Source organism: Chryseobacterium sp. D764 (genome assembly GCF_019317325.1).
In the GTDB taxonomy this organism is placed as follows: Bacteria; Bacteroidota; Bacteroidia; order Flavobacteriales; family Weeksellaceae; genus Chryseobacterium.
Map to the genome: position 1 here is coordinate 2,586,139 of NZ_CP079219.1, position 13,447 is coordinate 2,599,585.

Here is a 13,447-nt window from a genome sequence, read left to right on the forward strand (position 1 = left end):
AGTTAGTTGATAAGGAATACAACCTCATTTTCAATAAATTTTAATATAAAAAAATTCAATGTACAACACTACAATCCAAAAAGAATGGTTCTCAGAAGGGGAACGCTATGCAAAAGAAATCAATGAAATGGTTGAGTTTGGTGAAAAAAACGGCTGGGAAAACTGGAAAGGTAAAGAACCTGAAGATAACAGAGCCAATATAGTCCGCGAAGTTTTTGAACTGCTTAAAACTGCTAACAAAAACGAAGACACAGAAAATTTCAGGGAACATTTCCCACCTGCCCATGCTCCTATTATTCCCTTAATGGAAAATAAAGCTCAGAATATTGAGCATATGCACTTTATCTCTGATGAAAAAATTGTTTTTATGACAGGCACATCATATGAAAAAAGGCAGGCTTATCTTCTTGATAAAGATATTATTACACAACTGGATGAAAATATCCGTGCCATCGGAAAATCTAACCGGGAAAACATTTTCGCCATTGCAGATTCTCATAAAATATCTTTATACAAAGGTTGGAAAGGAGACCTCATCAATAAATTTGAACTAGATGAAAACCCAGATTTTGGAATTACTGATTTGTATCCTTTCAATGATGGAAGCAAAGTAGCGATTGTTTCCTCAGACGGAATTTTCCTGGTTTCAAATACTGAAAAAAAGCTCATCCATCCCATCAATGAAGACCATGAAGAAGACTGGAGCTCTCAGATTGATATGGAAAATGCAGCATTATCCAACGACAATTCTTATATCGTAGTCGGAGATCAGTGCTATGATCACAGAATATTGGATCATGAAGGCAATACTGTAGGATCTATAGGACCTCAATCGTCTTATCCACATTTTTGTCTATTTGCAAAAGATGATAGCCAGCTAATTACAAATTCCTGTCATTTTTACAATGGAATTACCATAGGAATCAATGCTGATCAATATGTAGGAGCTGATATTGAAGCCTATACGGAAAGTGAAGACTTTACTTTCATTGATGAGGAAATGAGAGTCTATGAAGGTATTGCCATAAAAGATTATTATATCCTTGGAGACGCTTACGGCTATATCAAAGCCTTTGATAAGAATGGAAACCAGCTTTGGAGATACTTCCTTGGTTCTACCATTACAGGAATGGCACTTTCTGATGATGAAGAAACCCTGTGGGTAGCCGCACACTCAGGCATTTTACACAAACTGAAATTAGAAAAAGGACACAGAGATGCTCATACCATCGGAAATGGAAAGCATTATGAGGAATTCAGATTGCTGGTCTGGAAAGATGAACCTCAGATCTGGAAGTGGTAATTAAAACCTTCATATAAATATTAATTAATAAACAATAAAGTCATGCAGAATACCAGAATTTTCACAACGGCTTTTGCCAGTGTTTATCCACATTATATTCAAAAAGCAGAAAAAAAGGGACGCAGTAGAGAGGAAGTGCATGAGATTATATTCTGGCTCACGGGATACAATGAAAAAAGTCTGCAGGAAATACTGGATCACAAAACTGATTTTAAAACATTCTTTGAGCAGGCTCCTCAGATGAATCCAAATGTTTCATTAATTAAAGGAGTTATTTGCGGCTATCGTGTAGAGGAAATTGAAGATGAACTTATGAGAAATATCCGGTATCTGGACAAACTGATTGATGAGCTGGCAAAAGGAAAGAAAATGGAAAAAATTTTGAGAACAATATAAAAAATAAAATTTCAATGTACGAATGGAATTATTTTTACGGAGCTATTATGCTGGACAAGGATTATAATGGTTTTCTAGACTTCATTAACAATAAAATGAAGGATCACAAATATTTTTATTTTCATCCGCAAATCTTCTCCCATGCCACTCAGGAACCGGCATATTATTATGACAATATTCTTATTTCTTTTGGAAGAACAGAAAGATGGCTTATCGACGATACGAGGCAACTACAAAACTTTATTCGGGAATTCGAAGATATATTAAGTCAACTGGATTTTGATCATGCTCAGATAAAGACTGGGGGAATTAATTCAGATCATTCATTCTTTTGGTCAAACAAAGAAAAGGTGACAAGGTCTTATCAGTCTGATATTATGATGAATTTTGAGCAAAAATATCAAATACGGCTTTATGAAAGTGAAAAATTCTATTTTGGACTGTGAGAGATTAATTTATCAACCGGACTGTTCAATAAAAAAAATGATGATAATGATCTAAAGTCTTTTGACAGACAATATAAAGATTTTAACTACCCTTTTTAAAGGCCATAAATTTCACAAAATCTCTTCTCCATTTCAAAAAACTTCCCGAAATTAGCAGTCTGTGCGTTAAATACTATTCAATGAAATAAAAATTTAAATTACAACATACAATAAAACTTAGTATAAGTTTTCTTCGGGGCAGGGTGAAATTCCCTACCGGCGGTTACAGTCCGCGACTCCTTTCTTATGAAGGGACTGATCTGGTGAAATTCCGGAACCGACAGTTAAAGTCTGGATGGGAGAAGAAAATGAGATGACCAATAAGATTCCTTATGGATTCTTGTTGCGTTGTATTTCATTTCCATGTACCGAAGACTATTTTAACTTTTAAAAGTAAAATAACATGGAAAAATTATTAGAACAATTCGGAGCAACCTCCAAAGAACGTGTAGAAAAAGCACTTTCAACTTTACAACAGGGAAAAGGTATTCTACTGGTAGATGATGAAAACCGCGAAAATGAAGGTGATATCATCTTTCCCGCTTCCACTATTACAGAACAGGATATGGCACTTCTGATCCGCGAATGCAGCGGCATCGTCTGCCTATGCATTTCTGAGGAAAAAAGCCGCCACCTCAACCTTCGTCCGATGGTGGAAAACAACAATTCAAAAAATCAAACCGCATTTACCATTTCCATTGAAGCCAGAGAAGGCGTGGAATCAGGTGTTTCAGCAAGAGATCGTGTAACAACGATCAGAACTGCCGTGGCAGCAGGTGCTCAGGCAGAGCATATTGCAAGTCCCGGGCATGTTTTCCCTCTGATTGCCAGAAAAGATGGTGTATTTGAAAGACGTGGTCATACTGAAGGCAGCGTAGATCTTGTAAAAATGGCCAATCTGGGTGATGATGCCGTACTTTGTGAACTGACAAATGAAGACGGTTCTATGGCAAGACTTCCTGAAATTGTGGACTTTGCTATCAAAAAAGGGATGAGCGTCGTGACCATCGAAGACATTTATGCTTACCGTAAAATGGTGATGAGCAATTAAACTTAAATATTTTTAACGCACAGAGTCGCCTGCTGATATGATCAGCAGGCGTTTTTATTAAAAATTTAATCAAAAACAAATAAATTTAACATTTTGATACTATTTTTTAATTATTTTTAACAAAAAAAATCTTGACTATGAAAAAAACTTTACTCCTTTTATTAGGAGCTTCTGCAATGTTTTCTGCGCAGATCACGCTTACAAAAGCAGCCAATGACCCTATTTCCGGAAACCTTGTCAATTACAATCATGTAACCGGAGTGGTAAACAACTCCGCAACAGGAGCTAACGTTACATTTTCAAATGGAGGTCTTATCATGGGAGTTTCGTCAATAACGACTTATTCTACTCCTACTTCTACGGAAATATCGACTTTTCCAGGTTCAACTATTAAAATGGCAGATGGGGCAACAACTGTTTATTACAAAGCGTCTTCTACTAAACTGGAAATCACGGGAATTGTAAACCCACAGGCAACTTTAAATTTTAACGTGGATAATGGGACCTATAATAGTTATCCATTGACCTACGGACCTGCCCAAAATGATACAGCCAAAGGAACTTTCTCATCGTCTTCTGCCAACGGATTGTTCAGCGGTACAATGGCTGCCATTGCTGATGCATATGGAACTCTGATTATAGGTAATCAAACATACAGTAATGTTCTTAGAGTAAAATACACACAGAACTTTAACCTATATGCATCTTTTGATATTATTTATGCCAACCCTATCGGAACAGTTACCAATACAGCCTATGCTTATTACGATGCTTCTCACAGATATGCTTTGCTAAATTCTACAAGCGGAAATATCAGTGTTCCATTGTTAAGTATCAACCAGACAGTAGCCACTGCACTAGCTTTAAACGAAGCATTTCTGGCTACAAGCAGCAATGCAGTAAAAAAAGAAAACTTAGTGGTTTATCCTAACCCTGCACAGGACTTTATCGGTTTCAAAGGGAATACCGATAATTATTCCAAAGCAAATATTTACAGTCTGGACGGAAAACTGGTAAAAACATCAGATGTAAAATCCGGAAATATTCAAATCTCAGATCTTCCACCAGCGTCTTATTTCATAGAGATCAGTGGGAAAAATACTACAGAGACAAAGAATACAAAATTCATCAAGAAATAATAAAAACAAAATCCCCGCTCCTACAAATGAGCGGGGATTTCTTATTAACATTCAAAATTGCTTTTAAAAAGTAGCTGCAGGAGCTGTTTCGTTGTTAAGCTTCCGCTGAATCTCTGTCTTTTTCCCTTTAGAGAAATCATAACTCAGTCCTAATACAAACATTGACTTATTATTCATAATCTGAGTATGAACTTTATAATCCACTAAGCTTTCCGGTAAACTTTTCGTTTTGTATTCTGAAGGCATCCCTATCCAGTACATGCCTGTGGAAAACGTCCAGTTCTTGTGTTTATAACTTACAAAAATATTATTCTGATTTTCGTTCGTGTTCAGGAAAGCTCCGCTAAGACTATACACCGGAATATTGAACTGATACTGAACTGAGAAGGATTTATATTCTGAGGAAAGCGAAAAATAATTTCCTAAATAATCATTCTTAATCAGAGCACCAGTACTGGTTCTTACCGTTTCAGAAGTAGGCGTAATCACAGCTTTTATTACAAGCAGGCTATTCCCAAAAGGTTTATAAGATCCTGTAAGCTGCACTCCGTACCGCTGTCCGTTTTTTCCGTTTTCATAAGTCAGCGCATAACCTCCCAATATATCATCCTGAACATAATACTGATTGATTACCCTGTTGGTATATCGGTAAAATAAACCTGCATTAAAATCAAAGAACTTGTTATTAAAAGAATAGGTCAGGTTGTTAGAAAATACCTGCTGAGATTCTAAAAAGGGATTTCCTCTTTGGACAATATTAGGAGCCAGCTGCACCACATTACTGCTCAAAGCATTACTCCATGGGCTTACCGGATTATAGCTAGCTGTAAAACGAAGATTCTGATTGTTTTTAAGTTGATAGGCTAAAATAACCTTCGGAGTAAAAGTCCATTCATCAAAAGTATTCTCTGCACTTTTGTTGTGGATATTCGTTAGACCAGCTCCAATACGGTAGCTGAATTTATCAACTTTTCCTGCAAACTCTGTGTAAAAATACTGTTCCAAATAATTGACACTGTATTGAGAATATCCGGCAAGGTTATTCAGATCATTGGAAATAGAAGACCTTGAAATACGATATCCGGATGAAAGTTTTCCTGCCTTAAAATCATGAGTATGGGCAAGTTCTCCCACCAGGCTCGTTTGCTTTGCCTTTAAAATCATATCATTATCATATACCGAAAGTCCGGAATCTGTAATCCACTCCTTCGCTGTTTCTGAAGTATTGGTAGTATAATGAGAACCTACTACATTAATGCTCAGCTCATCTTTTTCACCAATCTTTTTGGAATAATAAAGATCCAGCTTAGGAATCACATAATCTGAACCATTATTTTTAAACATTGCATGTTCTTCCTTCAGATCATCTTCACTAAAGGTACTCTGCCCCACTCCTTTTGAAAATCTGCTGAAAATATCCATATTCAGTTTGGCCTGAAAAGCATAATTATCAGGAACAAGTCTCGTATAGCGTAAAGCAACATTCTGGAAAGTATACCCGAAATGATCTTTCCTGTTTTCATCAGAACGATAATGCTTTCCGTTCAGCTGGTAATCATAAATACTGTTTACTCTTCGGTCATCATAATCCCTCAGGTTCAGAGAATATTCAAGCCCAAAATTATTTTTCCCTTTTGTATAATTCGCATAGGCAGAACCATTCACAAATCCTGTATTCAAAGCCGTGGAAACATCTGCCCCGAACACATATCCTGTTTCTGTGGATCTTGTCAGAATATTAACTACAGTATCTGCCCTTGTTGCCCATCTTGCCGGCGGAATATCATAATACTCAACTTTCACAACCTCACTGGGTGCAACACTTCTGATCTGCATATCTGTAGCTTCAATCCCGTTGATCAAAAACAGTGTAGTTCCTCCCTTAGTGCTGGTAATGGTATTCGCTACCGGATCCAGCTGCAATTCCGGAAGGGTACGAAGCAGATCTTTTGCATAGCGTGCTCTTTCCAATGCTTCTTTATCAAAAGTATAAACGGCCTTATCCGCAAACTGTTTTTTACGTTGTGATTTTAAAATAACTTCCTGAATTTCTTTTGTTGCTGCAACATCGGCTGTATCATTTTTCTTCTCCTGGGCAAAAACAAAAGTTCCGCAAAGAAAGAATATGGTATAAATAGTTTTTTTCATATCAAAAGATGAATTATACTATTAGGACAATCAATTCCCGATGTGTATTACATTGATGATGGCTAATATTCAGGATTTAACAATAATTTTTCTTTAAATTCTAATTATTATGTTAAATACAGCCCGTTTTTTGCTGGTATTATTTAACATCACAAAATAGTAAAGTCATGAAAAAAGCATTCATATTAATTCCGTGCTTTCTTTTTTCAGTATTAGGAGCTCAGGAAGCCCAAAACAGTTCGGCAGAAAAGATGAATATCATCAAGACCAATGTTACAGCCTATGCTTTCAGAAACATTAACCTGTCTTATGAGCGGGTCATCAACCAATGGCTTTCGGTAAACATAGGTTTCGGAACAATGCCTGAAGGGAAAGTACCATTCATCAATGCCTTTCTGAAAGATGAAGATGAGAAAAGATTTCAAAATCTTAGGGTAAAAGCTACCAACTTCACCATAGAACCCAGATTTTATATCGGTAAAGGCTATGGAAAAGGATTTTATTTTGCACCTTATTATCGGTATTCAAGTGTCACTTCCAATACTTTTGATTTTTATTATGATTATAATGGCCCGAATGGAATTGCCTATCAAATTCCCCTTAAAGGCCAGGGAGATACCAAAGGAAACAGTGGAGGTCTGATGGTTGGTGTACAATTCTTTCTCACCAGAAGTCAAAATCTTGTTCTCGATTTCTGGATTGCTGGCGCTCACTACGGAAGCGGAAAAGGTGATTTTATAATGACCTCAGATTATGTATTGACTCCGGATATGCAGGCTCAATTAAAAAAAGAAATAGAAAATCTGGATATTCCTTTTGTAGATTACACCGTGGAAACCAACGCCAATGGAGCCAAAATAAAAGTGGACGGTCCATGGGCAGGCTTCAGAAGCGGACTCTCTATCGGGTACAGATTTTAAAAACATACAACTTATACTAATAACCGTTCTGATATCAGAACGGTTTATTTTTTTCTGAAATTTGTATCTTGGATGTCAAAAAACTTGTCTGAAACAATAATAATTTATGAATACATCCTCTATCACTACCGGTCAAAGAATCAAAGCCATCATAGGTGGATCTATAGGAAATCTTGTAGAATGGTATGATTGGTATGCCTATGCTGCATTTGCTATTTATTTTTCACATTCATTTTTCCCGGATTCTGACCTGAATGCACAGCTGATGAATACGGCAGGAATATTTGCAGTAGGTTTTCTGATGCGTCCCATTGGAGGCTGGATATTCGGAAGTATTGCGGACAAGATCGGAAGAAAAAAGGCGATGACACTTTCTGTATTACTGATGTCCTTCGGATCTCTGCTGATTGCCCTTACTCCTACCTATAAAACCATCGGAATCCTGGCTCCTGCTTTGTTACTGGTCGCCAGATTATTGCAGGGTTTGAGTGTGGGAGGAGAATACGGAGTTTCTGCCACTTACCTCAGCGAAATGGCATCGGAAGATAAAAGGGGATTTTATTCTAGCTTTCAGTATGTAACTCTGATCGGTGGTCAGCTGATTGCATTGGGAATACAGCTGATCTTACAGAAACTTCTTTTAACAGAGGCCCAGCTTGAAGAATGGGGATGGAGAATTCCTTTTGTTATTGGAGCATTACTTTCTGTTATCGCTTTATACTTAAGAGCCAATCTTCATGAAACCGAAGCATTTGAGAATAAAAAAGAACTTAGTGAAAAGAAAAAAGGAACGGTAACAGAACTTCTCAAGCATCCCAAAGCTCTGCTTACGGTAATTGGGCTGACATTAGGAGGAACTCTTGCCTTTTACACTTATACCACTTATATGCAAAAGTTCCTGGTGAACACCGTTCATCTGACTAAAGAGCAATCTACCCTTATTTCATTTATTTCATTATTTATATTTGCCTGCCTGCAGCCTGTTTTTGGAGCGTTATCTGATAAAATCGGAAGAAGACCGCTTCTTTTAGGCTTTGGAATTTTGGGAACGTTATTCACTGTACCTCTTCTCACCGCTTTAAGTACCACAACTTCAATGTGGACCGCATTTTTCCTGATTATGGCATCCCTGATCATTGTCAGCGGGTACACCTCCATTAATGCCGTTGTAAAAGCAGAACTTTTCCCTTCTGAGATCAGGGCGCTGGGCGTAGGACTTCCCTATGCACTCACAGTAGCTATTTTCGGAGGAACAGCAGAATATATTGCCCTATGGTTTAAACAGACAGGAACAGAAAGTTATTTCTACTGGTATATTACTGGATGTATTTTATTTTCCCTGATCGTTTATGCCGGAATGAAGGATACAAAAGAAACTTCTACCCTCGATAAAGACTAATATTATACCGCTTTATAAAAACTGTGCGCCGCAGATTCTCTGCGGCGCACTTTCTATTTCTTAATGATAGGCTTGCTTAAATTTTTCAATCATATTGTCCAGATTATGACGCTGAACATAGATACTTTTTACCTCTTCATACCTCGGCGATTTATAGAAAACCTCGTGGAAATCCATACTTCCGTTTCCTACTTTTACAACTTTCTGTACTTCGATATTTAACTTTTTCAATTCGTCTCTGAAGACTTTAAATTCATCTTGGATACTATTATTCATTAATATTTTAAGTTTTTTAGTTAAAAATTACATGTACCCCCTTTGAATATCAGGGGTAACCTCTTAAATTCCGAATAAAGTTAGTAAATTTATCGACACAAAATAACACTTTGACAACATTTTATTGTTTTTTTTACAAACAGTCCGTAAACTTTTATCTTATTAATGCATATTCCGTATTTTTAGATCATCAAAAAATCACAAAAACTTTATACAAACCATGAATATTAAAGCATTTTTCACTTTATTCTTTTTAACACTGCTTACTTTCCTGTCTGCACAAAAAATGGAATTTAAGGCACCTGATTATTCTTTAATTCAAAAAAATATTGAGGATAAAAACTCAGAGTTCTATTATCCGAAGCTTTTAAAAAGATTAAAACAGAATGATACGCTCCTTACAAGCAGCCAATACCGTCACCTTTACTTCGGTTATACCTTTCAAAAGGAGTATCAGCCCTATAAAATCGGGAAGAAGGCTGAAGAGGTTTCCAAATATTATCGTGGGGAAGGCATTTCACAAAAAGATCTTTCCAAAGGAATACAGCTATTTCTGGATGCTTTAGATGAAAACCCGCTGGATCTTCGTGCCATGAATTATCTTGCGTATCTGTATCATTTAAATAAAGACGACGCCACTGCTGAAAAAATCGCTGGGAATTTCCACGGATTATTAAACGCTATCCTCACTTCAGGTGATGGATTGAAATGTGAGACGGGGTTTCACGTTATTTCTGTTACTGATGAATATGTACTTTTGAACAGGTTCCAAATGGAAACTAAGGCACAAAGCCATAATGGAAAATGTGATTATCAGGAATTTGAAAAAGACAAATACAAAATCCCGGGATTTTATTTTGATATCAGTAGATTTTATGGGAAAATATTAGATTAATCTGTTCTAATCAGGGCTTAATATACTGATATTCAATTTCATTATCAGGCAGATCTGCAACTTTTATAAAGTTCAGCCGATTCATTAATTTTATTGCGCCTTCATTATCATTAGAAGTGATTGCTCCTACCTGAGCGAGCTTTATAGTCTCCAGCCCAAATTGTACAGCCAATTTAATTGCTTGTGTCATATATCCCTTCCCATAATACTGCGGAAGAAGCACACAGCCTAGCTCTCCCACGCCTTGATCCAGTCCTCTATAATATCCACAAGTTCCTACAATTTTATTGGAAACCTTATCTGCTATTCCCCAATGTATAGAATCTCCTTTATCATAATCAGCATTAATCTTATCTTGCATTGCTACTGCTTCAGTTATACCCACAGCAGCTACTGCATCATAATATGAAATCGAAATAATATCAAAGACATCGGCGGGTTCGATTTTTCTTAATATAATATTTTCTCCGATTATTGTAGGGAAATCTGTGTATGGTGGTAAATTCATCTTTTACAAATTTATTGATCACGGATGTCATTCTAAATCAATTTTTTTTTAGAAGTAGTTTTGGGTTCTTATTTTATTGATACTAAAGTTCCCGATTCAACAAGTTTACCAAATCCATCCATATTCTGTAAATATAGGGCAAAATGTTTATTTTTAAAGATTTCATTTCATATCTCTTACAGCTTTTATAATTGGCATAATCAAAGTATCTTGCTGGTAAACACCAATCAATTACATACCTGTAAATCACTCATTATAAGCATTCTATTAATTTTTTATTTTTTTTCAGAAAAAAAAATGAAATTTTGTGTAACATTTTAAAAGGGTTCGTCTCTAAAAGACAAATAAACCTTAAAACTTTAGAAATCATGAAAAAATTCACATTCCTTCTTGTTATCATGTTATTTTTCTTAGCGGTATGCAATATATTCGGTCAGGAAACAGTGTATCCGTTTGAAGTAAAGAAAACCGGAAAAGGAAATCAGTCTTTACTATTTATTCCAGGGTTTGCTTCTTCCGGAGACGTATGGAACGAAACGACTGCAAAATTTGAAAAAAACTTCACTTGCTATACTTTAACGATGGCTGGATTTGCGGGAACAAAACCACAGGCAGACGCCAGCTTTAAAGATTGGGAAAAAGGGATTGCTGCTTATATAAAGAATAATAAAATTGACAAACCTATTATCATCGGACACAGTATGGGAGGTGGTCTTGCCCTGGCTATTGCCGCAGATTATCCTGAGCTGGCAGGAAAAATCGTCATTGTAGACACACTTCCTTGCCTGGCTGCAATATCTGATCCTAATTTTACGTCTAAAGAAAATAATGACTGTTCCTCTACCATTACTCAATTGACCGCGATGAGCGATGATCAGTTCCGCAAAATGCAGACACAGACTATGCCGCGTCTTCTGGCAGATACTTCTATGCTGGAAACGGTGATCAACTGGAGCATGAAATCTGACCGAAAAACATTCGCTAAAATGTACTGCGATTTTTCTAATACTGATCTGAGAGATAAAATAAAAAATATACAATGTCCCTCTCTTATTCTTCTGGAATCATTTTTTGCCAATCTGAAACCTACTATTGAAGGCCAGTACAAAAATTTAAAAAATGCCAATATGCAGTATGCTTCAAAAGGATTACACTTCATCATGTACGATGATAAGGATTGGTACTTTACTCAGCTTACTCACTTTTTATCTGCGAAATAATGGCTTTTGAAGAGATATACGAACTCTACTGGCAAAGGATATTCCGTCTGTGTATGGGATATGTGAATGATCCTGATCTCGCTCAGGACCTTGCCCAGGAAACATTTATCATTGTATGGCAGCAGCTTCCGAAATTCAGAAATGAATCCAGCATAGGAACATGGATCTTCAGAATTGCTTCTAATAACTGCCTTCGACAGATTGAAAAGGAAAAGAAATTTACCAAAACCGATCTGCCTATTAATCTGGAAGAAAAAAAGCAGGAATCTATGGAACCTCAGATACAAATGCTGTATCAGTTTATTTCGGAGTTGCCGGAAACGGACAGGATTATTATTTCATTGGAGCTTGAAGAGGTAAAACAGGCTGAAATAGCACATATCGTAGGGCTTTCAGAATCCAACATACGGGTGAAAATTCACAGGATAAAAGAAAAATTAACACAAAAGTTTAGAGAAAATGGATACTAATATCAATTTCAAAAATATATGGAAACAGCAGACTTCCAACAAACCCAATCTGGAAGAGCTTCTTGGAAAGCTGAGAAAATTCAGAAATCAAAATCTGCGTAAACTGATCCTGGCTAATATTGCATTAATCACCACCTCATTAATAATTATTTATATCTGGTATCGTTTCCAGCCTCAGATGATTACTACAAAAATCGGGATTGTACTTGTCATTCTGGCCATGGTGATGTTCCTTTTTGCCTATAATAAAATGTTTATGGTTTTTTACAAAATTGATCAGACCCAGTCGAACAATGAATATCTCCAGAGTTTATATGTGGTAAAGCGTAAGCAGAAATTTATGCAGACCACCATACTCAACTTATATTTTATTATGCTGTCTCTGGGAATATGTTTTTACATGTATGAATACACGTCCAGAATGACACTTGGTTCAGGCATGCTGGCTTATGTGGTAACATTCGCATGGATTGCTTTCAATTGGTTTTATTTAAGGCCCAAAACAATAAAGAAACAACAGGGAAAACTTAACGAATTAATTAATAAATTTGAAGAGATCAATAATCAATTAAAAGAATGATGAGTTCTTCTGACAACAAAAATCACTGGGAAAACGTATACGAAACCAAAAATCCTGACCAGGTAAGCTGGACTCAGAAAAAACCTCAGACCTCACTTACCTTTATCAAATCCTCAGGATTGGGAAAAGATGCTAAGATTATCGATATCGGCGGTGGCGACAGCAACCTTGTTGATTTTCTTCTTGAAGAAGGCTATGAGGATATTACAGTACTTGATATTTCTGCCAAAGCGCTGGAAAAAGCACAGGAAAGACTGGGAGATGCTGCCGGTAAAGTAAAATGGATTGCAACCGATATTATCGCTTTCAACCCAACGGAAACCTATGATATCTGGCATGACAGAGCTGCTTTTCACTTTCTGACAACTCCGGAACAGGTTTCAAAATATGTTGATATTGCGGAAAAGAATGTTAATAACTTTATTATCCTTGGAACTTTTTCTAAAAACAGTCCTGCCAAATGCAGCGGATTGGATATTCAACAGTATGATGAAGGATCATTGTATGAAAAATTTGAAAAAACTTTTACAAAAATAAAGTGTATTACTGAAGATCATACCACTCCTTTTGAGACCGTTCAGAATTTTGTTTTCTGCAGTTTTAAAAAGCATTAAGTATTCGTATATATTCTATTTAAAAAATAAATAAAGAGAGTCA

General features: G+C 36.3%; 15 protein-coding genes and 1 riboswitch. Of the genes, 12 read left to right on the forward strand and 3 right to left on the reverse strand.

The window, feature by feature from the left end; all coding sequences use genetic code 11:
* Positions 1 to 58: 58 nt before the first annotated feature.
* The 5 genes from KYG33_RS11670 (at position 59) to KYG33_RS11690 (ending at position 4,374) form a co-directional block, all read left to right on the forward strand.
* Positions 59 to 1,303: a hypothetical protein gene (locus tag KYG33_RS11670; protein WP_219071796.1), complete on the forward strand. Its 1,245-nt coding sequence runs from the start codon at positions 59 to 61 to the stop codon at positions 1,301 to 1,303.
* Positions 1,304 to 1,345: 42 nt separating this feature from the next.
* Complete coding sequence (locus tag KYG33_RS11675; protein ID WP_219071797.1) at positions 1,346 to 1,699, forward strand: DUF2200 domain-containing protein; 354 nt, start codon at positions 1,346 to 1,348, stop codon at positions 1,697 to 1,699.
* 14 nt (positions 1,700 to 1,713) lie between these two features.
* On the forward strand, positions 1,714 to 2,145 hold the full coding sequence (locus tag KYG33_RS11680; protein ID WP_219071798.1) for a hypothetical protein: 432 nt from the start codon (positions 1,714 to 1,716) through the stop codon (positions 2,143 to 2,145).
* A 224-nt stretch (positions 2,146 to 2,369) separates the two neighbouring features.
* A riboswitch (FMN riboswitch) is annotated at positions 2,370 to 2,495 on the forward strand.
* 92 nt (positions 2,496 to 2,587) lie between these two features.
* Complete coding sequence (gene ribB / locus KYG33_RS11685) at positions 2,588 to 3,235, forward strand: 3,4-dihydroxy-2-butanone-4-phosphate synthase (RefSeq protein ID WP_047386148.1); 648 nt, start codon at positions 2,588 to 2,590, stop codon at positions 3,233 to 3,235.
* 137 nt (positions 3,236 to 3,372) lie between these two features.
* Entirely contained in the window at positions 3,373 to 4,374 is a 1,002-nt protein-coding gene (locus KYG33_RS11690) for a T9SS type A sorting domain-containing protein (protein ID WP_077418925.1), read from the forward strand.
* A 63-nt stretch (positions 4,375 to 4,437) separates the two neighbouring features.
* Here KYG33_RS11690 and KYG33_RS11695 read toward each other — a convergent pair whose 3' ends face one another.
* The gene (locus tag KYG33_RS11695; RefSeq protein WP_219071799.1) at positions 4,438 to 6,522 is read right to left on the reverse strand and encodes a TonB-dependent receptor domain-containing protein; all 2,085 of its coding nucleotides are present in this window, start codon (positions 6,520 to 6,522) and stop codon (positions 4,438 to 4,440) included.
* 167 nt (positions 6,523 to 6,689) lie between these two features.
* On the opposite strand from KYG33_RS11695, the gene KYG33_RS11700 reads away from it, so the two are divergent.
* A complete protein-coding gene (locus KYG33_RS11700) occupies positions 6,690 to 7,442 on the forward strand; it encodes a DUF3575 domain-containing protein (protein WP_219071800.1) in 753 nt (250 codons plus the stop codon).
* A 106-nt stretch (positions 7,443 to 7,548) separates the two neighbouring features.
* The gene (locus tag KYG33_RS11705) at positions 7,549 to 8,841 is read left to right on the forward strand and encodes an MFS transporter (RefSeq protein WP_077418922.1); all 1,293 of its coding nucleotides are present in this window, start codon (positions 7,549 to 7,551) and stop codon (positions 8,839 to 8,841) included.
* A gap of 60 nt (positions 8,842 to 8,901) precedes the next feature.
* Here the strand turns inward: KYG33_RS11705 and KYG33_RS11710 are convergent, their stop codons facing one another.
* Positions 8,902 to 9,117, reverse strand: a complete 216-nt coding sequence (locus KYG33_RS11710) for a hypothetical protein (RefSeq protein ID WP_077418921.1) — start codon at positions 9,115 to 9,117, stop codon at positions 8,902 to 8,904.
* A 220-nt stretch (positions 9,118 to 9,337) separates the two neighbouring features.
* On the opposite strand from KYG33_RS11710, the gene KYG33_RS11715 reads away from it, so the two are divergent.
* Positions 9,338 to 10,012, forward strand: coding sequence for a DUF4919 domain-containing protein (locus tag KYG33_RS11715; protein ID WP_077418920.1), 675 nt, complete (start codon positions 9,338 to 9,340; stop codon positions 10,010 to 10,012).
* 10 nt (positions 10,013 to 10,022) lie between these two features.
* On the opposite strand, the gene KYG33_RS11720 is transcribed toward KYG33_RS11715, so the two are convergent.
* On the reverse strand, positions 10,023 to 10,520 hold the full coding sequence (locus KYG33_RS11720; RefSeq protein WP_180564621.1) for a GNAT family N-acetyltransferase: 498 nt from the start codon (positions 10,518 to 10,520) through the stop codon (positions 10,023 to 10,025).
* Between the two features lie 368 nt (positions 10,521 to 10,888).
* Between KYG33_RS11720 and KYG33_RS11725 the strand changes: the two genes are divergently transcribed.
* From KYG33_RS11725 to KYG33_RS11740, 4 genes are read left to right on the forward strand one after another with little or no spacing between them, the layout of a single operon-like run.
* The gene (locus KYG33_RS11725) at positions 10,889 to 11,740 is read left to right on the forward strand and encodes an alpha/beta fold hydrolase (protein ID WP_077418918.1); all 852 of its coding nucleotides are present in this window, start codon (positions 10,889 to 10,891) and stop codon (positions 11,738 to 11,740) included.
* On the forward strand, positions 11,740 to 12,210 hold the full coding sequence (locus KYG33_RS11730) for an RNA polymerase sigma factor (RefSeq protein WP_047386138.1): 471 nt from the start codon (positions 11,740 to 11,742) through the stop codon (positions 12,208 to 12,210). The genes KYG33_RS11725 and KYG33_RS11730 overlap by 1 nt, the downstream gene beginning before the upstream one ends.
* Positions 12,200 to 12,790, forward strand: coding sequence for a hypothetical protein (locus KYG33_RS11735; protein WP_180564623.1), 591 nt, complete (start codon positions 12,200 to 12,202; stop codon positions 12,788 to 12,790). Before KYG33_RS11730 ends, KYG33_RS11735 begins: the two co-directional genes overlap by 11 nt.
* A complete protein-coding gene (locus KYG33_RS11740) occupies positions 12,790 to 13,404 on the forward strand; it encodes a class I SAM-dependent methyltransferase (RefSeq protein WP_219073261.1) in 615 nt (204 codons plus the stop codon). The genes KYG33_RS11735 and KYG33_RS11740 overlap by 1 nt, the downstream gene beginning before the upstream one ends.
* Positions 13,405 to 13,447: the final 43 nt, after the last annotated feature.

Excerpts from the sequence above, each read along its gene's own strand:
- KYG33_RS11670 (WP_219071796.1), top strand. The coding sequence starts at position 59 with ATGTACAACACTACAATCCAAAAAGAATGGTTCTCAGAAGGGGAACGC.
- KYG33_RS11735 (WP_180564623.1), top strand. The coding sequence starts at position 12,200 with ATGGATACTAATATCAATTTCAAAAATATATGGAAACAGCAGACTTCC.
- KYG33_RS11680 (WP_219071798.1), top strand. The coding sequence starts at position 1,714 with ATGTACGAATGGAATTATTTTTACGGAGCTATTATGCTGGACAAGGAT.
- KYG33_RS11740 (WP_219073261.1), top strand. The coding sequence starts at position 12,790 with ATGAGTTCTTCTGACAACAAAAATCACTGGGAAAACGTATACGAAACC.
- KYG33_RS11715 (WP_077418920.1), top strand. The coding sequence starts at position 9,338 with ATGAATATTAAAGCATTTTTCACTTTATTCTTTTTAACACTGCTTACT.
- KYG33_RS11690 (WP_077418925.1), top strand. The coding sequence starts at position 3,373 with ATGAAAAAAACTTTACTCCTTTTATTAGGAGCTTCTGCAATGTTTTCT.
- KYG33_RS11720 (WP_180564621.1), bottom strand. The coding sequence starts at position 10,520 with ATGAATTTACCACCATACACAGATTTCCCTACAATAATCGGAGAAAAT.
- KYG33_RS11710 (WP_077418921.1), bottom strand. The coding sequence starts at position 9,117 with ATGAATAATAGTATCCAAGATGAATTTAAAGTCTTCAGAGACGAATTG.
- KYG33_RS11705 (WP_077418922.1), top strand. The coding sequence starts at position 7,549 with ATGAATACATCCTCTATCACTACCGGTCAAAGAATCAAAGCCATCATA.
- KYG33_RS11675 (WP_219071797.1), top strand. The coding sequence starts at position 1,346 with ATGCAGAATACCAGAATTTTCACAACGGCTTTTGCCAGTGTTTATCCA.
- KYG33_RS11700 (WP_219071800.1), top strand. The coding sequence starts at position 6,690 with ATGAAAAAAGCATTCATATTAATTCCGTGCTTTCTTTTTTCAGTATTA.
- ribB (WP_047386148.1), top strand. The coding sequence starts at position 2,588 with ATGGAAAAATTATTAGAACAATTCGGAGCAACCTCCAAAGAACGTGTA.
- KYG33_RS11695 (WP_219071799.1), bottom strand. The coding sequence starts at position 6,522 with ATGAAAAAAACTATTTATACCATATTCTTTCTTTGCGGAACTTTTGTT.
- KYG33_RS11725 (WP_077418918.1), top strand. The coding sequence starts at position 10,889 with ATGAAAAAATTCACATTCCTTCTTGTTATCATGTTATTTTTCTTAGCG.
- KYG33_RS11730 (WP_047386138.1), top strand. The coding sequence starts at position 11,740 with ATGGCTTTTGAAGAGATATACGAACTCTACTGGCAAAGGATATTCCGT.